The sequence below is a fragment of the Actinoplanes sp. ATCC 53533 genome (genome assembly GCF_003947245.1).
The window spans coordinates 93,552-115,705 of record NZ_QHHV01000059.1 but is presented as its reverse complement, the minus strand read 5'-3'; the positions used below and the strand labels follow the sequence as shown (position 1 = coordinate 115,705).

The window sequence follows — 22,154 nt, the reverse complement described above, 5'->3', positions numbered from 1 at the left end:
CCCAGTCAGGATTGGCCTTCGGTGAAGCGCGGAGGCAGGCTCGCCAGCCTCGCTGCGGCCTGTGGCGCGTATTCCGGATGGGCGGAGTCGACCACCCGGCGGTAGTACTGCCGCGCCTCGGCGTCGGCGCCCTTGAGGACGAGCGCCCCGGCGAGGTTGAGTGCCCCGGCGACGCGGGCTTCCGGGTGGTCCGACTCGGCCGCGACCCGAAACAGCCTCTCGGCCGCGACGAAATCTCCGTCGGTGACGGCGATCAGGCCGAGATTGAGCCCGGCCGCCCCGGCCGCGGACGCATCCCCGGAGGCGAGCGCGCTCCCGTACGCGTGGCGGGCGCCGGCCACGTCGCCGCGCTGCTCCAGGAGAATGCCGAGGTTCAACGCGGCCAAGCCGCGCGCGGGCCGGCCGCCGGCCACGACCTCGCGAAGGATCTGCTCCGCGCGGTCAGTCCGGCCCTTCCGCTGTTCCTGCGTCGCCAGCGCGATCGACAGCTCGTCGGCGCTGTCCACCCGCACCGTGGGGACGCCCGAGCCGACGGCCTCGGCGAGGACGGCATCCACGCTGACCTGGCCGGTGACCTCGGCCAACCGTGCGGCGACCGCGTCCGCGCCGGCCTGATCGCCGCGCCGCCGCAGCATCGTCGCCAAGTTGCCCGCAGCATCGGCGCTGCCCCGATCGACCGCCCGCCGGTAGGCCCCCTCCGCCTCCGCTGGCTGCCCGATCTCCTCCAACAGAAACCCGAGCCGGAACGCGCCCGTCGCGCTGCCCCGCTCGTCGGACCGGACCAACGCCGCACGCGCCGCGTCGATCTCGCCGCGCTCAAAGAGCAGGACGCCAAGGCAGGACGCGCCCTCCGCGCTGCCCGCCGCGTCCGCCCGACGATAGGCGTCCTCCGCTGCGGAGAGCCTGCCGCGCTTTTCCCACCGATCGCCGTCGCGTAACAACGCCGCAACGTCCGAGCGGTCGGATCGCCAGCCAAGCCATCGACGCCAGTCAGCCATTCCGACAGGCTACCGAGTCCGGAGGACACCTGGTCATGGGCCCTCCGGCCTGCAACAAACCTGCACACGTTAACTCTTGTGGTCAGGAAAGCGCTTTCCTTACCATAGAGTTACGTCGATGTTTCAACCTTGGGCCGACCCGGGGTCGCGGAACACGAAGCCGTATGCGGTGTTCGGGCAGCAGGCAGTGTCAGCGCCGCGCTCACAGTCTTGGAGACAATTGATGAGATCGAAGTTTCTCGTCGCCGGCACCGTCCTGGTAGCGGGCGCGGCGGGAGTGTTGACCGCCGGGCCGGCGGTCGCCGCGCCCACCCGCTACGAGGCGGAGTCCTCCCCCGCGGTCTGCACCGGCACGATTGACAGCAACTGGTCCGGTTTCTCCGGTTCGGGCTTCTGCAATGCCACCAACGCGACGGGCGCCTATGCCCAGTTCACGGTGAACGCCGCCGCGGCTGGCACGGCGACGCTGGGGGTGCGGTTCGCCAACGGCACCACCGCCAGCCGTCCCACCGACCTGATCGTCAACGGCACGACCGTGCAGTCGGTGCCGTTCGAAGGCACGGGCACGTGGGACACCTGGGTCACCAAGACGTTGACCGTGACCCTGAACTCGGGCAGCAACACCATCCGGTTCAACCCCACCAACGCCGCCGGCCTGGCGAACCTCGACTACCTCGACGCGGAGTCGGGAAGCACACCACCACCGGCGGGCAACGCGCTGTACGTGGCGCCGAACGGCAGCGCGAGCGCGGCCGGAACCCAGGCCGCCCCGACGACGCTCGCCTCGGCGATCACCCGCATCGCCGCCGGCGGCACGATCTACGCGCGCGGCGGCACCTACAACTCCGCGCAGACGATCACCATCGCGCCGGGCAACAACGGCACCGCCAGCGCCCGCAAGAAGCTGTCCGCCTACCCCGGCGAGACCCCGGTGCTGAACTTCTCCGCCCAGGCCGAGGACCCGGCGAACCGCGGGCTCGCCGTCAACGGTTCGTACTGGCACGTCTACGGCATCATCGTCGAGCGGGCCGGCGACAACGGGATCTTCGTCGGCGGCAGCAACAACATCTTCGAGCGCACGGTGACCCGCTTCAACCGCGACTCGGGGCTGCAGATCTCCCGGATCGCCTCGGACACGCCCAACAGCCAATGGCCGGCCAACAACCTCGTGCTGAGCGCGGAGTCGCACGACAACGCCGACTCCGACGGCGAGGACGCGGACGGATTCGCCGCGAAGCTCACCTCCGGCCCCGGCAACGTCTTCCGCTACGCCGTGTCACACAACAACATCGACGACGGCTGGGACCTCTACACCAAGCCGGACACCGGCCCGATCGGCGTAGTCACCATCGAGGACTCCCTGGCCTACAACAACGGGACCCTCAGCAACGGCGGCCAGGCCGGCAACGGCGACCGCAACGGCTACAAGCTCGGCGGCGACGACATCGCCGTCAACCACGTCGTCCGGCGCAGCATCGCCTTCCGCAACGGCAAGCACGGCTTCACCTACAACAGCAACCCCGGCGCGATGACGATCTCGAACAACATCAGCATCGACAACACCGAACGCAACTTCCAGTTCGACGCCGGCACCTCGGTCTTCCGCAACAACACCTCGTGCCGCAGCAGCAGTGGCACCAACGACCGCACGATCGGCAACGTCGACAGCTCCAACCAGTTCTGGGCCGGCACCAACGGCTCCCGATGCTCCGCGCTGACCGGCGCCCTCGGCTGGTCCTTCGCCTCCGACGGCCGCCTGGCCGTGACCCTCGGCGGCAGAGTGGTCACACCGTAACGGGTACACCGCTCTCCCAAGTGGTTCGGGCCGACGAGTGCGCCCGAAAGCGGCCGGCCCGAACCACTTTCCCGTCCGAGGAACGCGCCTTCCACTCCAGGAGAAGACGATGGAGCAAGACCGAAGCAGGAACGTGGGTCGCCACCGATGGCCCAGCAAGGCCGCCGCCGGGGCGGGCGTGGTCTTCCTGATCGCCGCCGGTGTCGTGGCGGCCACCAACGCGTCGGCGGCGACCGCGCTGGCCGCCGACGCCTCGACCGCCGTCGCCGACGTCGGCTGGGCCACCCAGTCGGGCGGCACCACCGGCGGTTCCCAGGCCGCCGCGGCGCAGATCTACACCGTCTCGACCAAGGCCCAGCTGATGAAGGCGCTCGTCGGCACCGACCCGGCGACCGGCAAGTCCAACAAGACCGCCCCGAAGATCATCAAATGGGCCGGCACCATCGACATGACCGAGGGCACGCCCTTCGCCAACCACAGCGACCAGGCGAAGCGTGCCGAGATCAAGCTGCAGCCGAACACCACCGTCATCGGCGTGGGTGCGAACGCCTACCTGCCCAACGGCTTCTTCAAGATCTCCGGGATCGACAACGTCATCATCCGCAACATCAAGATCACCAACCCGTGCGACCTGGAACCGAAGTGGGACTCCGGCGACGGGGCCGGCAACTACAACTCCGAGTTCGACGGCATGACGGTGGACCACTCCACCCACGTGTGGATCGACCACATGTCGTTCACCGACGCGCCGTACACCGACGACTTGCTGCCGATCGGCAACAAGGACAAGAACGGGGTGCCCAAGCACATCCAGTGCCACGACGGCGCCCTGGACATCAAGAAGGCCTCGGACTACGTGACGGTCTCGAACACGATCTTCGAGCAGCACGACAAGAACATGCTGCTGGGCTCGTCCGATTCGAACACCGGCGACGAGGGCCACCAGACCGTCAGCTTCATCGGCGATCTGTACCGCAACGTCGGCCAGCGGTCCCCCCGGGTCCGCTTCGGCATGGTGCACCTGGCCGGCAACTACTTCGTCGGCAGTACGACCGACGCGGTCTACCCGCACCTGTACAGCATCGGCACCGGGCTCAAGTCGAAGATCATTTCCGAGAACAACGTCTTCGAGATCACCGGGGCCGGGGCCGGGGCCGGGGCCGGGGCCTGCACCGACGTGGTGAAGAACCCCAACACGGCCAACCCCGAGGGCGCCTTCAAGGACTCCGGCTCGCTGGTCAACGGCACCGCGCTGGCCGGCTGCAGCGCACCCACCTCGGTGGGCTGGTCCCTGCCGAGCGGCTACCCGTACCCGAAGACGGCGGCCTCGCAGGTCAAAGCCGCCGTTCTCGCCAACGCCGGCACCGGCAGGATCTGAGGCGACGATGAGCAGACCAGTCAGACTACGACTATGGGCGGCGCTGGCCACGACGGCCGTGGCGGGCGCGATCGCCGTGGCTCTGCCGACGCCCCAGGCGTCGGCAGCCGTCGGCAGCACCACCGGCTTCGCGACCCAGAACGGTGGAACCACCGGCGGCGCCGGCGGGCAGACGGTCCGGGCCAGCACGGGCACCGCGATCCACGCGGCCCTGTGCGGCCGGGCCAGCAGCAGCACCCCGATCATCATCGAGGTCACGGGGACCATCAACCACGGCAACACCAGCAAGGTCTCGGGCGACAGCTGCAACACCGCCGCCGGCGTGATCGAGCTCAAGCAGATCAGCAACATCACGATCATCGGGGTCGGCGGCGGCGCCGTCTTCGACCAGCTGGGCATCCACATCCGCGACTCCAGCAACATCATCATCCAGAACGTGACCGTCCGGAACGTCAAGAAGTCCGGCTCGCCCACGTCCAACGGCGGCGACGCCATCGGCATGGAGAGCACCGTCCGCAACATCTGGGTCGATCACGTCACCCTGGAAGCCTCGGGCGGGGAGTCGGAGGGGTTCGACGGGCTCTTCGACATGAAGGACAACACCCAGTACGTGACCCTGTCGTACAGCATCCTGCGCAACTCCGGCCGCGGCGGCCTCATCGGGTCCAGCGAGAGCGACCGCTCGAACAGCTTCATCACGTTCCACCACAACTCGTACGAGAACATCGACTCCCGCACACCCCTGCTGCGGGGCGGTATCGCACACATCTACAACAACTCGTACGTGGGCCTCGTCGAGTCCGGCATCAACTCCCGGGCCGGCGCCCGCGCCAAGGTGGAGAACAACTACTTCAAGAACTCCAAGGACGTGCTGGGCACCTTCTACACCAGCGAGGCCGGCTTCTGGCAGGTCGGCGGCAACATCTTCGACAATGTCACCTGGTCGGCCCCGGGCAGCGAGAACAACCCCGCGGGCCCCAACCCGCAGTCCAACACGACCGTCAGCATCCCGTACTCCTACGGCCTCGACGGGGCCGGTTGCGTGCCGGAGATCGTCCGCCTGACGGCGGGTGCCGGCAAGGGCCTCCAGGTGTCGAACGGCAACTGTTCGCCCCAGCAACCGACACCGACCAGCCCCACGCCGGTGCCGACCACCCCGACACCGACGCCGACGCAGCCCAGCGGGACCAACCTCAGCATCGGCGCCGGCTCCGACGGATCCAGCAAGGCCAGCGGTACGGGCTACGGCGACGTGCGTGACGGCGACCTGAGCACCTACTGGTCGCCGGCCGCCGCCACCGGTTCCATCTCGATCAAGTGGGGTTCCGCCACCACGGTGTCCAGGATCAACATCCGGGAGGCCGCCGGCTCCGCGGGCAGCGTCGGGTCCTGGCAGGTCCTCAACCACGGCACCGGCGCGGTCCTGGCCACGGGCAGCGGAGCCGGCGTCATCACCTTCCCCGCCACCGCACTGAACAAGATCACCTTCAACATCACCGGTTCGTCCAACCCGCCGAAGATCGCCGAGTTCGAGACCTACGCCGGCTAGCCGCCTGCTACGACCTCCTTCCAGCGAGACGGAGGAACCGCCTGCCGGCACCGGCAGGCGGTTCACCCGTTCGTGCGGGCCGGTGGGCCCGGGGCCCGCGCTGGCTAGGATCGGGCGCACCCGTGACGGATGAAGGTTTGATGTGACCAGCGGTGCGCGGCAGCAGATGATCCGGCAACACCTGCCCGGCGAGATCAGTAGTTTCGTGGGGCGGCGGCGCGACATCATCGAGATCAGGCGCGGATTCACCACCGCCCGGCTCGTCACGGTGACCGGTATCGGTGGCGTCGGCAAGACCCGCGTCGCGGTCCGGGCCGCCCGCTCCGTCGCCAAGCTCGCTCCCGACGGCACCTGGCTGGTGAACCTGTCGGAGCTGGACGGCCCGACACCGGTCGCCGAGGTCGTGTCGCAGGCGCTCGGCATCCGGAACCAGTCGACGCGGTGGCACGCCGACCTGCTGGCCGAGTTTCTCCGCGCCAAGCGGCTGCTGCTCATCCTCGACGCCTGTGAACGGCACGCGAAGGAATGCGGCGATCTCAGCGACCAGCTGCTGCGCGCCGCGCCCGGCCTGCGCATCCTGGCCACCAGCCGGATGCCGCTGCATGTGGCCGGCGAGCAGGTCTACCCGTTGGCGCCGCTGCCCGTCGACCCACCGGGCGAGACGACATCCGAGGCCACCGAGTTGTTCCGGGCTCGCGCCGCGGTGATTCCCGGGGTCGAACTGGCCGACGGGGACCTGCCCCAGGTCGCCGAACTGTGCCGGCAACTCGACGGAATCCCGCTGGCCATCGAGCTGGCTGCCGCGCGCCTGTCGCTGCTGTCGACCCGGCAGATCACCGACCGGCTGGATCAGCGATTCACCATCCTGGCCACCAACCGCGCCACCGTGCCGCGGCACCGGACGCTGCACGCGGCCATCGACAGCACCTACGAGCTGTGCCAGCGGCCACAACAACTCCTGTGGGCGCGGCTGAGCGTCTTCGCCGGGGCATTCGACCTGGCCGCGGTCGAGGCGGTCTGCGCGGGCGGCGAACTTGCGGACCTCGACGTGCTCCAACACCTGGGTGCGCTGGTCGAGCACTCAGTGGTCACCCGCGCGGGCGGCGGCGCGGTCCCCCGGTTTCAGCTGCTGGACACGATCCGGGAGTACGGCGCCCAGCGGCTCGATGAACTGGGCGAGGGCCAGGAGTACCGCCACAAGTACTGCGACTACTACGCCGCGCTGGCGGTGCGGGCCGAACAGGCCTGGGCCGGCCCGGACCAGTTCGAGTGGTTCGAGCGGCTCCGCGGCGAGCAGAGCAACCTCCGGGCCGCGCTGGACACGTACCTCGACGACCCCGGGTCAGCGGCGACCGGCGCGGATCTCGCCGCGACCCTCTGGTTCTTCTGGATCGCCGGCGGGTTCCTGCGGGAGGGCCGGCGCTACCTGGACCAGGCTCTGGTGCTGCACGGGCTGCCGGGCCGGGAACGCCGCCGGGCACTCTGGACGGGTGCCTTCATCGCCGGAACGCAGGGCGACCTGGAAGCGGCCGAGGCGATGGCCGGGCAGTGCCTCAGCGAGGCGATCGAGGCCGCCGACGATCACCTGTGGGCCTGCGCGCTGGAGACACAGGGCATGGTGGCGGCCATCCGCGGCGATCTCGACGTCGCGGTCGACACGCTGAACGCCGCGCTCGAACGGTTTCGCGGCCTGGCCCGATTCGACGCCGGCGTGCTGCGGACCATGCCGTGCCTGGGCATCACCCTCATCATGCGCGGCGACATCGACGACGCGCTGACGCAGGCCCGGCAGTCGCGCGACCTGTGCCGGGACCGCGGCGAGCGCTGGCAGCTCTCCTACGTCGACTACCTCATCGCGCTGGCGCTGCGGGCCAAGGGCGAGCCCGAGCAGGCAGCGGCCCACGTGCTCGCCGCCATCGAGACCAAGCACCAGTTCCGGGACATCGTCGGCCTGGTCATGTGCGTCGAGCTGCTCGCCGGCCTGGCCGCCGACCGCGATGACGGAGCCCGCTGCGCCCGGCTGCTCGGTGCCGCCCAGAGCCTCTGCCACACCTTCGGGCTCCCGTCCCCCGGGTCCTCCTTCCATTCCGCGGCACAGCGCCAATGCGTCGAGCACACCCGGCGACTGCTCGGCGAGCCGGCCTACACCAGGAACTTCCAGCTCGGCCGGGCGCTCAACCTGGACGAGACGATCGCGTACGCCCTCTCCCGCGCGCCGGCCGGTCCCGTGCCGGCCGACAGCGACGACCCGGTTCTCACCCGGCGGGAGAGCCAGGTCGCCGCGCTGATCGCCGAGGGCTTGTCCAACCGTGAGATCGCCGGGCGGCTCTTCGTCGCCAAGCGCACCGTCGACTCACACGTGGAACACATCCTCCTGAAACTCGGCTTCCGGTCGCGAACCCAGATCGCGGCCTGGCTGTCGTTGGCTCCGCGTTGAGGGACCGGGCGATCAGCGCGGCGGAGGCCGGCGGCTGCGACCGCACCGGCAAACCTCGGTATGGGTATCGGTACGGTTCCCGTCGTCGGACGACGGCCCGGCGGGCAGAGTGGATCCGTCGGGGTGCGCCTGCACGGAAAGGCAATTCATGACTGGCGAGATCAGCGAAGCGGTGTCGGTGGAACGCCTGCTGGGCGGCGAACTGGCGGCGGCGGCGGAGAGAACGCTCGCCGAAGCCCAGCTCAACGCGTCCGACCCGACGGTCGTCGTGCAGCTCGCGACCGCGCAGGTCCTGATGGCGCTGTACTGGGAGCTGCGCCATCGCCGCCCGGAAACGCCCGCCGTCCCGCCGTGCACCGGCGACGACCCCTCGCTGGAGTGGGTGTCAGCGCTGCTGTGCTCCCCGCATTCACCCTCCGCCTGACGGCGGCAGCCGGCTCGCGACCGCGACCCGGGCCTGTTCCACCGTGGGGTAGATCGGCAGGAAGCGCACCGCGCCGAGCCGCCGCAAGTGGCTGGCCAGCCGCCTGGTCGGCGGCATGCTGAGGACGAGCTGCGCCGGCGGGCGCAGCAGGCTCGCCGCGCGGCTGGCGGCGAGCCACATGCTCGTGCTGGCGGCGTCCAGATCGTTCAGGTCCCGCAGGTCGACGATGATTCCGGAGGGATGCTCCGCCATGGACTTGTGCAGGGCGTGATAGACGTCCAGGCACAACCGCCGGCTCCACCGACCGTGCACCGCGATCTCGATCACCGCGGTCTCCACGTCGCTGACCACCGACAGACCCGCGCCGGCTTGCGGATCGGCGGTGAACCGCCACGGAGGTTCGGCCTCCACGTGAGCTTCCCCCCATTGTCGATTTCCAGCAATGGTCGAGTCGCCAGCACCGGGCCCGCTGGCCAGTCTGTAACCCCTCGGCGGAACCGGTCAACGCGAGGCACCCGATCGCCCGGAGCATCATCCGATCGAGGACGGCCGGCGGGTGCCGGGAGGTCCGCTGATCGGGTGACAAACGAACCCGGGTGCCCGGCCCGCCCCTATGGTGAGCCGGTATCGCAGCCGTGGCCGTCAGGCGACCCGACACCGGCCACGGTTCACCGTCGAGGAGGTGAACGCGGCATGGATCACACCCGGGTGCCTCGCCACACCGGCGGCTACCGCAAGGTGGTCGTCGCCGTCAGCATCGGCAGCTTCATCGAGATCTACGACGCTGTGCTCTACGGCTACTTCGCCACGGTCCTGGCTGCCCAGTTCATGCCGGCGCAGGACCCGACGACGGGGTTGCTCGCCACGTTCGCGATCTTCGCTATCGGGTTCCTGGTCAACCCGATCGGGGCGATCATCTTCGGGCACCTCGGCGACCGGATCGGGCGCCGGCCGGCGCTGGCCGCCTCGCTGCTGCTGATGACGGTCGCCACGGTGTCGTTCGGTCTGTTGCCCACCTATGCCACGGTCGGGGTGCTCGCACCCGTGCTGCTGCTGGTCTGCCGGATCATGCAGGGCCTGTCGGTCAGCGCCGAGATACCCGGAGCACAGCTGTTCATCATGGAGTACGCGCCGCCGGGCCGGCAGGGCCGCACTGTCGCGATCAACAACGTGGCGGGCAACCTGGGCGGGGCCACCGCGGCGACCGTGGGGCTGGTGCTGGCCTGGCTGCTCCCGCCGGACCAGTTGGCCGGCTGGGGTTGGCGGGCGGCGTTCCTGGCCGCGGCGCCGCTCGGGCTGGTGGGGTGGTACCTGCGCACCCGCGTCCTGGACAGCGCGGCCTTCGTCGCCCTGGGCGCGCTGGCCCGGAAGGGGCGCGCGCCGCTGACCCGGGCACTGGCCACCGCGAAGCGGGGGATGGTGGTGCTGGTGTGCTGGACCGCCGCGTCCGCCATCGGGGGCTTTCTGCTCGCCGGTTTCCTGCCCAGCTACCTCGTCCGGGTCGCCGGGCTGACCCCGGCCGACGCCTTCACCGCGAACCTCGTCGCCATCCTGCTGCAGGCCGGGGCCGCCCTGGCAGGCGGCTACCTGGCCGACCGGTTTCCGTTGCGCCGGGTGGCGATCGCGATCATGGCCGGCATCGCCGTCACCGTCGTACCCGGCTTCCTGCTCATCACCACGACGCACACCCTGACCGGCGCGCTGGTCGGGCAGGGCATGTGGGCGATCTTCATCGGGGCGAGCTATTCGGTGGGTGCCGTCCTCGCCATCAGGATGTTCCCGGCGGCCATCCGCTTCACCGCCCTCGCGGTCTCCTTCAACGTCGGCATCACGCTGTTCGGCAGCACCGCGCCGTACGTGTCCACCTGGCTGGTGGCCACCACCGCCAGCTCCCTCTCGCCGGCCGTCTACCTGGCCGTCGCCGCGATCGGCGGCCTGCTGGCGGTCACCGTCGGCCTGCCCGCCCACCGCGACGAACCCGGAACCGACCCGGGTGCGCCCCTCGATGCGGGCGAGTCGCCATCCGCCGCGATGGCGAATCGGGAATCCACGCAGACCTGACACCCGAGCGGGTCAGTCCTTGTGCACGACGACGGGCGTCGTCAGCACCCGGTCCGCGCCCGCCTCGCGCGTCGCGCCGGTCAGCCGGAACGATGCCCGGCACGGCAGGTCGGCGGCCGAGCGGCCCACGTGGAGCTGGATCTCGCCCGGTTCCACGATCCGCCGCAGATCCGGGCCGATGAAGCTGGTGCGGTCGGCGTGCAGGGTGAACTCCACGGTCGCCGTCTCGCCGGCGGCGAGGGGCACCCGGGCGAAGCCGGCGAGCTGCAGCAGGGGGCGCGTTACCGCCGCCTCGACGTCGTGCAGATAGAGCTGGACGACCTCGGCTCCGTCGCGTGACCCGGTATTGCGGACCCGCACCGCGATGGTGAGGGTGCCATCGGTGGGCAGCTCCGCACTGCTCAGGCTCAGCTCGCCGTACCGGAAGGACGTGTACGACAGCCCATGGCCGAACGGGAAGAGCGGCGTCGGATCGAGGTTGCTGACCCCCTGGCTGTTGGCACCGAGCGGCGGCTGGAGGTAGGTGCCGGGCTGACCGCCCGCGAGCCGGGGAACCTGGACCGGCAGCCGCCCGCTGGGGTTGATCCGGCCGGAGAGCACGCCAGCGATCGCCTCGCCGCCCTCCTCCCCGGGCATGAACGCCTGCACGAGCGCCGCCGCCGCGGTGTATTCGCCCAGGGCGTAGGGGCGACCGGAGACGACGACGAGCACGACCGGGGTTCCGCTGGCCAGCAGCGCCATGACCAGCTCATGTTGCACCCCCGGCAAGGCCAGATCGGGCACGTCGCAGCCCTCACCGGAGGTGCCCCGGCCGAAGAGGCCGGCGCGGTCGCCGACCACCGCGACGACCAGATCGGACTCGCGCGCGGCCGCGGCGGCCGGGCCGATCCCGGACCGGTCCGCATCGCGTACCGGGCAGCCCTCGCGCAAGACCAGCTCGGCGGCGGGGAACTCCTGCCGCAGAGCCGTGAACAGGGAGTCCGCGGCCACGCCGAGGCCGAGCTCCGGATGGTCGACGAGCACATGGTTGGGGTAGGAGTAGCAGCCCATGAAGGCCTGCGGGTCGTCCGCACAGGGTCCGACGACCGCGATGCGCCGGGGCGGGCTGATCGGCAGAACGCCGTCGTTGGCGAGCAGCGTGACGGAGTTCCGCGCGATCTCCCGGGCGATCCCCCGATTGCGCGGGGAGTCCAGGTCGATGTTCTCGCCGGCCGCGACCGCGCCTTCCGGCGTCCAATCGGCATCGAGGAGACCGAGCTCGGCCTTCTGCCGAAGGACCCGGCGGAGGCTGCGGTCGACCAACTTCTCCGGTACGCGGTCGAGCAGCTCCTCGCCGTAGCAGAGGGCATCGGGCAGCTCGACGTCGATGCCGGCGGCCAGGGCCAGGGCGCCGGCCGCCGGGTAGTCGCCGGCGACCCGGTGCATGGTGTTCAGGAACGCCACGGACCAGTAGTCGGAGACGACCACCCCGTCGAAGTCCCATTCGTCGCGCAGGAGGTCGGTCAGCAGGGCCGGGTTGGCGGCGACGGGCACGCCGTCGATCTCGGCGTACGAATTCATGACCGAGCGGGCTCCACCCTCGCGGATCGCCGTCTCGAACGGCGGCAGGATGACCTCCCGCAGCTCGCGGGGGCCCATCGACACCGGCGCGTGGTTGCGGGCGGCCCGGGACGCGGAATAGCCGGCGAAGTGCTTGAGGGTGGCGACGATGCCCTGCTGCTCGAGCCCCCGCACGTAGGCCGCGCCCAGCATGCCGACGAGATAGGGGTCCTCCCCCATGGTCTCCTCGACCCTGCCCCACCGGTAGTCGCGGACCACGTCGAGGACCGGCGACAGGCCCTGGTGCACGCCGACCGCCCGCATGTCCGACGCGATGGCTCCCGCCATCCGTTCGATCAGGCCGGGGTCGAAGGTGGCGGCCCAGGCCAGCGCGGTGGGATAGACCGTGGCGTGCAGGGTGGTGAATCCGGTGAGGCATTCCTCGTGCACCATCGCCGGAACGCCCAGCCGGCTGGCGGCGATCACGCGGCGCTGCAGTTCGACCGAGCGGACCCGGCCTTGTTCCGCCGTCACCGGCGCCGTACCGAAAACGCGGGTGAGATGCCCGATGCCGTGCCTGGTCGCCTCGTCGAAGTCGCGCGCACTCGCGGCGAAGACGTCCTGCATCGGGGCGACCGCGCCGCTGTTGTCGAAGCCGAAGCCGAGCCACACGCTGCCCAGCTGCGCCACCTTCTCGGCGGGTGTCATCGCGGTGAGCAGGGCCTCGACGCGTTCGTCGAGCGGCAGCCGCCGGTCGGTCCAGCGCCGGTCGGCATCGGGCGCGGGCGGCGATTCGGGCGCGGTGGCCATGTGTGTTCCTCCCATGGGGACGGTTGTGGTGCCGGTGCTACTTGCCGAAGCCGGCGGTGAGACCGCTGAGCAGTTGGCGCCGCCCGATCGCATACATGATCACGATGGGTAGCGTGGTGAGGGTGACCGAGGCGGCGATGGCCGGCACGTTCACGCCGAACTGGCCCTGGAAGTCCCAGAGCGCGAGCGGGATGGTGCGCTGTTCCGGGCTCTGGGTGAGCACCAGCGGCAGCAGGAAGCCGTTCCAGATGCCGAGGGCGTTGTAGATCGTCACGGTGACCAGGGCGGGCCGGGTCAGCGGGAAGGCGAGCCGCCACATGGTGCCCCACTCGGTGGCGCCGTCCATCCGCATCGACTCGAAGAGCTCCTTCGGGACGTCGCGGATGAAGTTGGCGAGCACCAGCACCGACAGCGGGATGGCGAACGCGATCGACGGCAGGATGATGGCCGCGAGCGTGTCGTACATCTGGAGCCGGATGATGATCAGATAGACCGGGATGATCACCGCCTGCAGCGGGATCGCCAGGCCCATCAGGAACACCGCGTTCATGCCCTTGAGCAGCCGGCTGCCGGCGCCGCGGACGATCGCGTAGGCGGCCATGAAGGAGATGGCGACCGCCGGGACGATGGCGCCGGCCGTCACGAGGACGCTGTTCAGGAAGTACCGGAGGAAGTCGGACTCGACGACCAGCCGGTAGCTGTCGAACGTCGGATCCGCCGGTGGCTTGAGGGGGTTGGTGACGAAGTAGTTGTCCTGGGTCTTCAGGCTGGTGATGACGATCCAGTAGATCGGCAGCAGCACCACGAACAGCCAGAGGAAGCCGAGGCCGCCGGCGGCCCAGTTGTACCGCAGCGCCCGCCACCCGGTGGCCGGTCGCTGCGCGGCCGGGGCGGGCACCGCCGGAGAGATGGTCGCCATGTCAGGCCCCTTCCAGCTGGCTCTCGTCGGCCCTGCCGCCGAGGCGCCGCAACAGCATGGCCAGGACCAGCCCGACCAGCACGATGATGACCGCGATCGCGCTCGCCGGGCCCATCAGGTTGGCCTGGAAGCCCTTCTGGTACATCTCCAGCGCCAGCGCCCGGGTCGCGTCGCCCGGGCCGCCCGCGGTCAGCACGAAGATCAGGTCGAAGAAGGTCAGCGAGCCGACCGTCATCAGCGTCGAGGACGTGATGATGGTGTATTTGAGCTGCGGCAGGGTGATGCTGAAGAACTGGCGGATCCGGCCGGCGCCGTCGATCCGCGCGGCCTCGTACATCGAGGCCGGGATCTGCCGGACGCCGCCCTGGTAGATCAGCGAATGGAACGGGATGAACTGCCAGGACACCACGAAGATCAGCACACCCATGGCGAGCGTGGCGTCGCCGAGCCAGTCCTGGTTGAGGAAGTCGAGGCCGAGGCCCGTACCGATGCCGAAGTTGGGGTCGAGCAGCGCCTTGTAGGTGATCGAGATGGCGGCCGAGCTGAGCAGCAGCGGGATGAAGTAGAGCACCGCGAGGACGCCCCGGTAGCGCTTGTGCGCGGCCAGGAAGACGCCGATCAGGATGGAGACCGGGGTCTGCACGAGCCAGGACAGTGCCATGATCAGGAAGGTGATCCAGAGGGCGTGCGGCAGCCCCGGGTCGGAGAACGTCGCCCGCCAACTGGTCAGCCCGGAGGGCGTGATCTCGCCGATGCCGTCCCAGGTGGTGAAGCTCAGCACGAGCACGCCGAGCAGCGGGACGACGCCGAAGGCGAGAAACATGACGAACGCGGGGACCGCCATCCACCCGACCGGGCTGCTCGGCCTGGCGCTGATCGTGGTCATTTGCCGATGACCCCGTTCATGCTGTCAACCCACTGCTGCGGGCTGATCTGCAGCTGGAACAGCTTGGCGATGTTGTCCAGCAGCGTCTCGGCCGCGGTCGGGCTGAGCGCCTGGTCCCAGGACTGCGCGAAGGTCTTCGCACCCGCCGAGGTGTCGTAGACGAACTTGAGGAAGTCGGCGTCCGGAGAGGCGCCGAGCTGGGCGTCGCTGCCCTTGATGATCGGCACACCACCGGAGGAGATCCAGCCCTTGACCTCCGCGTCGTCGACGAGGGTGGTCGAGAAGAACTTCTTCGCGGTGTCCTTCGCCTCGGCGGTCGCCTTCGACGAGATCGACAGGTACTGCCCGGGGTTGCCGACCGTGTTGGCCGGGTCGCCCTTGCCGCCCTCGACCGGCGGGAAGTTCATGTAGCCGAGCCCGCCGCTGGAGACGAAGGTGCCGCCGCTGGCCTGCTGGATGCCGTACGACCAGGAGCCGTGCACCATCATCGCGGCCTTGCCGGTGTAGAGCAGGGCCTGGTCGGCGTTCGAGTCGGCGGTGATCGACGAGAAGCCCTTGACGAACCCGTTCGCCTTCACCAGATCCTGCACCTGGGTCAGCATGGTCAGCACCGCCGGGTCCGACCACGCGTCCTTCTCCCCGGCGAAGACCCGGTTGAACACATCGGAGCCGGCGGTCCGGTCGAGCAGGAACTCCAGCCACATCATGTTGGTCCAGCGGGACTGCCCGCCGAGCGAGAACGGCGCGATGCCGGCGCTGTTGAACTTCGGCACCAGGGCCATGATCTCGCCCCACGACTGCGGCGGTTGCACGCCGACCTTCTCGAAGACCTTCTTGTTGTAGAACAGCACGATCGGCTGCACGGTCTCGATCGGCATCGCGTAGATCTTGCCGCCCACCGTCGCGGCGCCGAACGAGGACGGGAAGATCTTGTCCTTGACCGCCGCGTTCTCGCCGAACCAGCCGGTCAGATCCTCGACCTGGCCGCCGTCGACGTAGCTCTTCAGGCCACCGCCGCCCCAGCCCCAGATCATCGTCGGGCCCTGGCCGGCGCCGAGCGCCGTCTTGATCTTCTGCTTGTAGGCGTCGTTCGCGAAGAACGTCGGCGTGATCTTGCTGCTCGGGTTGGCGGCGTTGAACCGCTCGATGGCGGCCTGCCGGATCGGCTCGCCGGGCTCGCCGCTCAGCGACCAGTACGTCGCCGACCCGCCGGCGCCGCCGCTGTTGCCGCTGCCGCTGGGGCCCGAACTGCCGCATGCGGCCAGCGCCGCGGCGGCTCCGGCACCGACACCGAGGCCCAGGAAGTTACGACGGGAATCGTCATGTTTTCTCCACACTCGAGACCCGCGGGACTCAGGCCGACGGGTCGCTGTTCGCTGGGAAACCGCCATCGGCGGCCTCCGCCTGCTGCGGTCGGAGACGGGCCGGGGACGACGCCGTTAACGTAATGTTTCGAAACATGCAGTGTCAATAGGCCGATCGAAGTCGCCAGAAACTCCAGACCTACCAGCGCCGGCCCGTCGCTAAAAGTGCTCCGAGCAGCACAAATCCCTCTCGACTTCGTCGCCTAGGGCTTCGAAAACTTTCGAGCACGCTTCCGCTTCTGCGATGAAGTTGCCGGAAAACAGGCAAGGAGCACCTACGGACCCTGCCCGGAGAGCCGCGTCAGAGCGCCGCGGTGGACTTGCGGATCACGAGCTGGGTGGCCAGCTCGATGCGCGGCGAGCTGAGCTGCTCGCCGGCGATGAGCCGCAGCAGCCGGCGCATCGCGATGTGGCCCATCTCGGCGAACGGTTGCCGCACCGTGGTCAGCGGCGGTGCGGACCACTGCGCCGCGAGCATGTCGTCGAAGCCCACGACGCTCAGCTCCTCGGGCACCCGAAGCCCGAGGGTGCGTGCCGCCTCGATCGCGCCGAGGGCCTGCGCGTCGTTCGAGGCGAACAGCGCCGTCGGGCGCCCCGGCAGGCTCAGCAACTCGGCCGCGGCCGTGAACCCGGCATCGAAGGTGAACTCCCCGGCGCGCATGAGCTCGGGGTCGACGGTCAGCCCGCCCTGAGACAACGCGGCGTGGTAACCGTGCAGGCGCGCGATGCTGACCATGGCCTCCGGCGGGCCCTCGATGAAGCCGATGCGCCGGTGCCCCAGGGCGACCAGGTGTGCCGTCGCCTCCATGCCACCGTTGAAGTTCGTGGCGCCGACGCTCGGGAGCTCCGGATGCGGGATGTTCACCGGATCGATGGTCACGACCGGGATGTCCTGCTCGACGAAGTGCCGCCACTGCTGCGGGGTGATGCTCGACGTCACGACGATCATGCCCTCGCGCTGCGCGTGCGCCGTCCGGCGGGCCCACGCCGCACCCAGCGGGTCGTCCGGCACGAAGCCGACGACGACATCGACGTCCTCGACGGTGGCCGCCTCGATCACGCCGCGGACGATCTCAAGGTTGTTGGGCGTCTGCATGGCGTCGAAGACGAGATCCACCGTGCGAACCGTCGATTGCGCGCCACCCGGGCCACGGGCGATGTAGCCGTGCTGGGCCAGGAGCACGCCGATCCGGGCGCGGGTCTCCGGCGCCACGTCTGTTCGGCCGTTGACGACCTTTGAGACGGTCGGCACCGAGACCCCGGCCTCGCGGGCGACAGCGGCCAGCGTCGCCCGTCGATCGGACACTTCCCGGCCCACCGTGGACCCCTTCCCGTGGCACTCGAAACAAGTATCGCAACCTTGCGAGGCAGCCGTCAAAGCCGGGTATTTCCGGACGTACGGCAAGGCAGGGGCGTCCGGCGTCGGCCGGCCGCCCCTGCTACGGCGTTTCTGAACGGATCAAGGGCTGGAACAGCTCACGGCACCCGGTACGGCGGCGGAGTTGCCGTTCGCGACGTACCCGAAGGTGGTGGTGCCGCTGACCGGGACCGAGCCGTTGTACGCCGCGTTCCGCACGCTGATCGCCCCGCTGCTGCCGGTGTTCACGCCGTTCCACAGGTTGGTGATGCTCTGCCCGCCGCCCAGCGTCATGCGCACGGTCCAGCCGTTGAGCGCGGCGGTGGCGTCGTTGCGCACCGTCACCTCGGCCTGGAAGCCGCCGCTCCAGCCGTTGACCACGCGGTAGGCCGCGCTGCAACCGCCCGATGGTGGCGTGCTCGTGGGCGGCGTGCTGGTGGGCGGTGTGGACGTCGGCGGGGTGTCCTCGGTGATGCTGCGCGGCACCGACCGCAGCGCGTCGTACCAGACGGTGGCCATCTTGCTGTAGCCGCCGGCGTTGGGGTGCACACCGTCGGCCAGATCGGCGAGGGTCAGCGCCGGATACATGTCCACCAGGTGCACCCGCCGGCCGGCGTTGACCTTGCTCCGCACGATCCCGGGTATCGCCGCGTTGTAGGTGCGCACCTGCGAGTCGGCACCCGACAACGGGATGATCGTCGACACGAAGACCTCCGCGTCGGGCGCGGTGGTGGTGATCGTGTCGAGCAAAGTGGACAGCCGCTGCGGCGCACCGGCCGAGGCGCTGAACATGTCGTTGGTGCCGATGTGCAGCAGCACGGTGCGCGGGGTCGTGGCCCGCAGCCAGCTCGCCGCGTTGGCGTCGATCTGCGCGATCGTCCATCCCGAGTGTCCCTGGTGGTCGTGGTCGCCGAGGCCGGCCGGGCCGTTGAACTGGGAGCCGACGAAGTCGATCCGATACCCGCCGGCCACGAACTTCTGCCACAGGTCGACCCGGTAGCCGCCGGGCACGTTGAACCCGTCGGTGATCGAGTCGCCCAGCGGCATGACGCGCACGCCGCCGTTCGACTCGGCACTGGCCGGGCCGACGGCGAGCATCGTCCCGGCGACGGCCAGCACCGCGATCGACGCCGCGGCGAGCATGCCGCTGAGCTTCCGCATGAGAATCCTCCAGGTGGGCTGGCGAGACGGGCTTACGCCACTGCGCAGGCGCTGCCGTTGAGGGTGAACGAGGCCGGCTCGCCGGTGTTGCCGGTGTGGGTGGCCTGGAAGCCGATGCCGACCGACGCGTTCGGGCCGATGGCGGCGTTGTACGAGACGTTCCGGGCGGTCACCGCCCCACTGGTCGGGGAGTAGGTCCCGTTCCACCCCGAGGTGATGGTCTGTCCACCGGGGAGCGTGAAGGCCAGGCTCCAGCCGTTGACCGCCGTGCCGCCGGTGTTGGTGATGGTGATGGCGGCGGTCAGCCCGGTGTTCCACGCGCTGACGGTGTAGGCGACGCTGCAGCCACCCGCCGGCGGCGGCGAGGTGGGCGGAGTCGTCGTGGGCGGCACTGTGGTGGGTGAGGTCGTCGGCGGAGTGGTGGTGTCGAGGCCGAAGAAGCGGATCACCTGGGCGGCGTCGACCGGCAGGTTGTGCGTCACGCCCTGCATGCTGATCGCCTCGACCGGTGCCATGCCGCCGCTGCCGCCGTACCGGGTGCGGGTGTAGCCGGACTGCGGGGTGTCGGTGAAGGTCGGGGTCTGGCTCAGCCCGTGCACGTTGGTCCACTGCTTGATCTGCTCACCGAAGTTCGGGTAACGCAGGGTGTCGTCGTTGGTGCCGTGCCAGATCTGCATCCGCGGCCGCGCCCCGGTGTAGCCGGGGTAGGCGTTGCGGACCAGGTCGCCCCACTGCTGCGGGGTCTTGATGAGCTGCCCGCCGGAACACTCGCTGTTCCACTCCGAGCCGTTCGTGGTGGCGAAGCAGCCGAACGGCACCCCGGCAAACGAGGCACCGGCCTTGAACACATCGGGATAGTCACCGAGCAGGACGTTGGTCATCATCGCGCCGGAGGAGGTGCCGGTGGCGTAGATCTGGCCCGGGTCGGCGTTGTACCGCTGCTTCACATAGTCGACCATCGACATGATCCCCACCGGGTCACTGCCGCCGCCGCGGCGCAGCGCAGCCGCCGAGGAGACGTCCCAGCACAGGCTGCTGCGGGTCACCGACGGGTAGATCACGATGTAGCCGTACCGGTCCGCCAGCGCCGCGTACTGGGTGCCGGAGTAGAACGCCGGGCCGGAGCCGCTGCAGTAGTGCACCGCCACCAGGATCGCCGGCCGCGCCGCCACCCGGTCCGGGACGTACAGGTGCATGCGCAGGTTGGTGGGGTTGGTGCCGAAGCCGGTCACCTCGGTCAGCGTCGCCGCGGCCGCCGGCGTTGCCACCGCCAGGGCGACCATGGTCGCCAGGGCGGCCACCAGGGCGGCCGCCAACATTCTGATCTTCAGTCTCATGGGCGTTTCAGTCCTCCGGGACAAGGCGAAGCGATCGGGGGCTGCCCGGCACCCGACTTGTGTTCCGGCTCCTGAAACAGTTAGCAGTATCGATCTATTCAGTCCGGTTGGCAAGCCCAGTCGAGCAGGCGCCGAACGTGCTCGTCCGCCGCGCCGGTGGTCGTAGCGGGCTCGCCGAGCACGACCTCGCCGCCGGTGCCGTCGATGGTGACGAGGGTGCCCTCGGGAAAGACCCGGTCGCCGGCCCGCACGCAGCCGGCGCCGGCGTCGACGACGATGCCGGCCGCCTCCACGACGGCGGGCTTGCCCATGCCGCGGGCGACCACGGCCGCGTGGCTGGTCGGTCCACCCCGGACGGTGACGATCCCCGCGGCGGCGGCCAGGCCGTGCATGTCGAGCGGCGACGTATGCGGCCGCACCAGGACGACCGGACCGTCGCTGACCATGCGGGCGGCGCGATCGGCGGTGACCGCGATGCGGCCCGTCGCGACGCCGGGGCTGGCACCCCGTCCGCGGGTCAGGATGTCGTGCACGTCATCGATTTGGATGCGTGGCACCCGGGCGTTGCGGAGGTCCCCCGGCGAGATTCGCCGCACCGCCGTACGCCGGCTGATGAGCTGCCTGTCGGCCAGGCCGACGGCGGCGCGGATGGCGGCACGCCCGACGAGGCCGCCGGACCGCACCTGGAGCAACCACAGGCGGCCCGACTCGAAGGTGAACTCGACGTGGCACGCGTCGCGGTAGTGCCGCTCGATCTGGTCCAGGGCTGCCAGCAGACCGTTCCACACCGCCGGCTCGCGGTCGGCGACGTCGGACAGCGGGCGGGTGCTGGCCCGGCCGGAGACGACGTCCTCGCCCTGCCGGCCGAACAGGACCTCACCGAACGGCGTCTTCTCCCCGGTGCTCGGGTCGTGGCTGAAGGCGACCCCGCTGCCGCTGCGGTCATCGCGGTTGCCGAACACCATGGCCTGCACCACCACGGCCGTGCCGCGATCGTGCGGAATGCCGTGCAGGTCGCGATAGGTGACAGCGCGGGGCGTGTGCCACGACGAGAAGACCGCCTCGACCGCCGTCCGGAGCTGAGCCATCGCGTCGTCCGGGACCGGCTCGGCGAGGCCGGACAACAACCGCCGGCGCGAGTCGAGAACGAAGGCCGGGTCGCCCGTCTCGGCCGTCAACCCGGCGGCGGCCGCCGTCGTCAGGCCGAGATTGAGGACGGTGCTCATCATGCCGGGCATCGAGACGGCGGCGCCGGAGCGCACCGACACCACCAGCGGCCGCTCGGCCGCACCGAAGCGCCGCCCGGTGGCGGCCTCCAGCGCGCGGACGGCCTCCGCGAGCTCGCCGTCGAGGCCCGCCGGGAGCCGGCCGTCGCGGAGAAAGGCGCGGCAGACGCCGGTGTCGATGACGAACCCCGGCGGCACGGGCAGGCCGAGCCGCCGCAGCGCGATGAGGCCGTGTGCCTTGCCGCCGAGCACCTCGGCGGACTCCTCGACGTCGCCGGAGAGCCGGTGCACCCCGCTCATCGCGGGATGCCGAGGGTCGCCAGCAGGTCTTCGTGCAGCTGAAACCACACGCTGTGATACGAGACGGTGCTGTCCGCCAGATGCTCCAGCGCACCCGACCGCACCCGGCCGAGCGCCGCGGTGAGCCGTACCCGGTATCGTCCGAATCGCGGCAGCGCCGCGGACAGCGCCGCGCAGACGGCATCGGCACGCCGGTCCAGGTCGGCGAACCGCTCCAGGACCCGGGCGTCGTAGGCGTGGTCGTCGTGATCGTTCGGCACCGCGACGCCGTCCACGACGCGCAGGTGCCACGCGGTGCAGAGGTCCAGCAACTCCGGATTCAGCACCAGGAAACCCTGGTATGCCTCGGTCACCGCGCTGCGGGCGCCGGTCGCGTCGAGCTCGTGGGTGATCCGCCGGGCGTCCTCGGCGCGGCCCGCCTCGGCGAGGCCCCACCCGCCGAACGCCCCGGGTATGCGGGTGACCAGGCCCGCCACGGCGAGATCGATCAGGTGCGACTCCACCTCCGGCTCCTCCAGGCCGCTGGCGTCGGCCACCCGTGGCAACTCGGCGAATCCGATGCAGCGCAGGGTGTGCAGGACCAGCAGGTCGGCGCCGCCCGTCATGGTCGGAG

General features: G+C 70.2%; 17 protein-coding genes. 6 read left to right on the top strand and 11 right to left on the bottom strand.

The window, feature by feature from the left end:
- Nucleotides 1-5: 5 nt before the first annotated feature.
- Nucleotides 6-998 carry a tetratricopeptide repeat protein gene (locus tag DMB66_RS20390; protein WP_125805691.1) on the bottom strand — a complete coding sequence of 331 codons (993 nt, stop codon included), beginning with the start codon at nt 996-998 and terminating at the stop codon, nt 6-8.
- A 223-nt stretch (nt 999-1,221) separates the two neighbouring features.
- On the opposite strand from DMB66_RS20390, the gene DMB66_RS20385 reads away from it, so the two are divergent.
- From DMB66_RS20385 to DMB66_RS20365, 5 genes are all read left to right on the top strand, one after another.
- Entirely contained in the window at nt 1,222-2,793 is a 1,572-nt protein-coding gene (locus DMB66_RS20385) for a carbohydrate-binding protein (protein WP_125805690.1), read from the top strand.
- 109 nt (nt 2,794-2,902) lie between these two features.
- A complete protein-coding gene (locus tag DMB66_RS20380) occupies nt 2,903-4,171 on the top strand; it encodes a polysaccharide lyase family 1 protein (RefSeq protein ID WP_125805689.1) in 1,269 nt (422 codons plus the stop codon).
- Nucleotides 4,172-4,178: 7 nt separating this feature from the next.
- Nucleotides 4,179-5,720, top strand: a complete 1,542-nt coding sequence (locus DMB66_RS20375) for a polysaccharide lyase family 1 protein (protein ID WP_125805688.1) — start codon at nt 4,179-4,181, stop codon at nt 5,718-5,720.
- A 142-nt stretch (nt 5,721-5,862) separates the two neighbouring features.
- Complete coding sequence (locus tag DMB66_RS20370; RefSeq protein WP_125805687.1) at nt 5,863-8,157, top strand: LuxR C-terminal-related transcriptional regulator; 2,295 nt, start codon at nt 5,863-5,865, stop codon at nt 8,155-8,157.
- Nucleotides 8,158-8,305: 148 nt separating this feature from the next.
- Entirely contained in the window at nt 8,306-8,581 is a 276-nt protein-coding gene (locus DMB66_RS20365) for a hypothetical protein (RefSeq protein WP_125805686.1), read from the top strand.
- On the opposite strand, the gene DMB66_RS61265 is transcribed toward DMB66_RS20365, so the two are convergent.
- Nucleotides 8,567-8,992 carry a hypothetical protein gene (locus DMB66_RS61265; RefSeq protein WP_158647296.1) on the bottom strand — a complete coding sequence of 142 codons (426 nt, stop codon included), beginning with the start codon at nt 8,990-8,992 and terminating at the stop codon, nt 8,567-8,569. The genes DMB66_RS20365 and DMB66_RS61265 overlap by 15 nt on opposite strands.
- A gap of 282 nt (nt 8,993-9,274) precedes the next feature.
- Here DMB66_RS61265 and DMB66_RS20355 point away from each other — a divergent pair, with 282 nt between their 5' ends.
- On the top strand, nt 9,275-10,642 hold the full coding sequence (locus DMB66_RS20355; RefSeq protein ID WP_158647295.1) for an MFS transporter: 1,368 nt from the start codon (nt 9,275-9,277) through the stop codon (nt 10,640-10,642).
- A 12-nt stretch (nt 10,643-10,654) separates the two neighbouring features.
- Here the strand turns inward: DMB66_RS20355 and DMB66_RS20350 are convergent, their stop codons facing one another.
- The 9 genes from DMB66_RS20350 to DMB66_RS20310 form a co-directional block, all read right to left on the bottom strand.
- Nucleotides 10,655-12,991 (bottom strand): glycoside hydrolase family 3 N-terminal domain-containing protein, encoded by a 2,337-nt coding sequence (locus DMB66_RS20350; RefSeq protein WP_125805683.1) that lies wholly within the window; start codon nt 12,989-12,991, stop codon nt 10,655-10,657.
- 37 nt (nt 12,992-13,028) lie between these two features.
- Nucleotides 13,029-13,910 (bottom strand): carbohydrate ABC transporter permease, encoded by an 882-nt coding sequence (locus DMB66_RS20345; RefSeq protein ID WP_125805682.1) that lies wholly within the window; start codon nt 13,908-13,910, stop codon nt 13,029-13,031.
- Between the two features lies 1 nt (nt 13,911).
- Nucleotides 13,912-14,796 (bottom strand): carbohydrate ABC transporter permease, encoded by an 885-nt coding sequence (locus tag DMB66_RS20340; RefSeq protein WP_125805681.1) that lies wholly within the window; start codon nt 14,794-14,796, stop codon nt 13,912-13,914.
- Nucleotides 14,793-16,133, bottom strand: coding sequence for an extracellular solute-binding protein (locus DMB66_RS20335; RefSeq protein ID WP_233624724.1), 1,341 nt, complete (start codon nt 16,131-16,133; stop codon nt 14,793-14,795). The genes DMB66_RS20340 and DMB66_RS20335 overlap by 4 nt, the downstream gene beginning before the upstream one ends.
- Nucleotides 16,134-16,461: 328 nt before the next feature.
- Nucleotides 16,462-17,466: a LacI family DNA-binding transcriptional regulator gene (locus DMB66_RS20330; RefSeq protein ID WP_233624723.1), complete on the bottom strand. Its 1,005-nt coding sequence runs from the start codon at nt 17,464-17,466 to the stop codon at nt 16,462-16,464.
- Nucleotides 17,467-17,619: 153 nt separating this feature from the next.
- The gene (locus DMB66_RS20325) at nt 17,620-18,678 is read right to left on the bottom strand and encodes a cellulose binding domain-containing protein (RefSeq protein ID WP_125805678.1); all 1,059 of its coding nucleotides are present in this window, start codon (nt 18,676-18,678) and stop codon (nt 17,620-17,622) included.
- Between the two features lie 32 nt (nt 18,679-18,710).
- Nucleotides 18,711-20,015 carry a PHB depolymerase family esterase gene (locus tag DMB66_RS20320; RefSeq protein WP_125805677.1) on the bottom strand — a complete coding sequence of 435 codons (1,305 nt, stop codon included), beginning with the start codon at nt 20,013-20,015 and terminating at the stop codon, nt 18,711-18,713.
- Between the two features lie 98 nt (nt 20,016-20,113).
- Nucleotides 20,114-21,541, bottom strand: a complete 1,428-nt coding sequence (locus tag DMB66_RS20315; RefSeq protein ID WP_125805676.1) for a pyruvate, phosphate dikinase — start codon at nt 21,539-21,541, stop codon at nt 20,114-20,116.
- Nucleotides 21,538-22,146 (bottom strand): transcriptional regulator, encoded by a 609-nt coding sequence (locus DMB66_RS20310; RefSeq protein ID WP_125805675.1) that lies wholly within the window; start codon nt 22,144-22,146, stop codon nt 21,538-21,540. Before DMB66_RS20310 ends, DMB66_RS20315 begins: the two co-directional genes overlap by 4 nt.
- Nucleotides 22,147-22,154: the final 8 nt, after the last annotated feature.

What these genes read in the sequence shown, in the direction of transcription:
- DMB66_RS20390 (WP_125805691.1), bottom strand. Translation starts at nt 998, where the DNA reads ATGGCTGACTGGCGTCGATGGCTTGGCTGGCGATCCGACCGCTCGGAC.
- DMB66_RS20385 (WP_125805690.1), top strand. Translation starts at nt 1,222, where the DNA reads ATGAGATCGAAGTTTCTCGTCGCCGGCACCGTCCTGGTAGCGGGCGCG.
- DMB66_RS20380 (WP_125805689.1), top strand. Translation starts at nt 2,903, where the DNA reads ATGGAGCAAGACCGAAGCAGGAACGTGGGTCGCCACCGATGGCCCAGC.
- DMB66_RS20375 (WP_125805688.1), top strand. Translation starts at nt 4,179, where the DNA reads ATGAGCAGACCAGTCAGACTACGACTATGGGCGGCGCTGGCCACGACG.
- DMB66_RS20365 (WP_125805686.1), top strand. Translation starts at nt 8,306, where the DNA reads ATGACTGGCGAGATCAGCGAAGCGGTGTCGGTGGAACGCCTGCTGGGC.
- DMB66_RS20355 (WP_158647295.1), top strand. Translation starts at nt 9,275, where the DNA reads ATGGATCACACCCGGGTGCCTCGCCACACCGGCGGCTACCGCAAGGTG.
- DMB66_RS20350 (WP_125805683.1), bottom strand. Translation starts at nt 12,991, where the DNA reads ATGGCCACCGCGCCCGAATCGCCGCCCGCGCCCGATGCCGACCGGCGC.
- DMB66_RS20345 (WP_125805682.1), bottom strand. Translation starts at nt 13,910, where the DNA reads ATGGCGACCATCTCTCCGGCGGTGCCCGCCCCGGCCGCGCAGCGACCG.
- DMB66_RS20340 (WP_125805681.1), bottom strand. Translation starts at nt 14,796, where the DNA reads ATGACCACGATCAGCGCCAGGCCGAGCAGCCCGGTCGGGTGGATGGCG.
- DMB66_RS20325 (WP_125805678.1), bottom strand. Translation starts at nt 18,678, where the DNA reads ATGCGGAAGCTCAGCGGCATGCTCGCCGCGGCGTCGATCGCGGTGCTG.
- DMB66_RS20320 (WP_125805677.1), bottom strand. Translation starts at nt 20,015, where the DNA reads ATGAGACTGAAGATCAGAATGTTGGCGGCCGCCCTGGTGGCCGCCCTG.
- DMB66_RS20315 (WP_125805676.1), bottom strand. Translation starts at nt 21,541, where the DNA reads ATGAGCGGGGTGCACCGGCTCTCCGGCGACGTCGAGGAGTCCGCCGAG.
- DMB66_RS20310 (WP_125805675.1), bottom strand. Translation starts at nt 22,146, where the DNA reads ATGACGGGCGGCGCCGACCTGCTGGTCCTGCACACCCTGCGCTGCATC.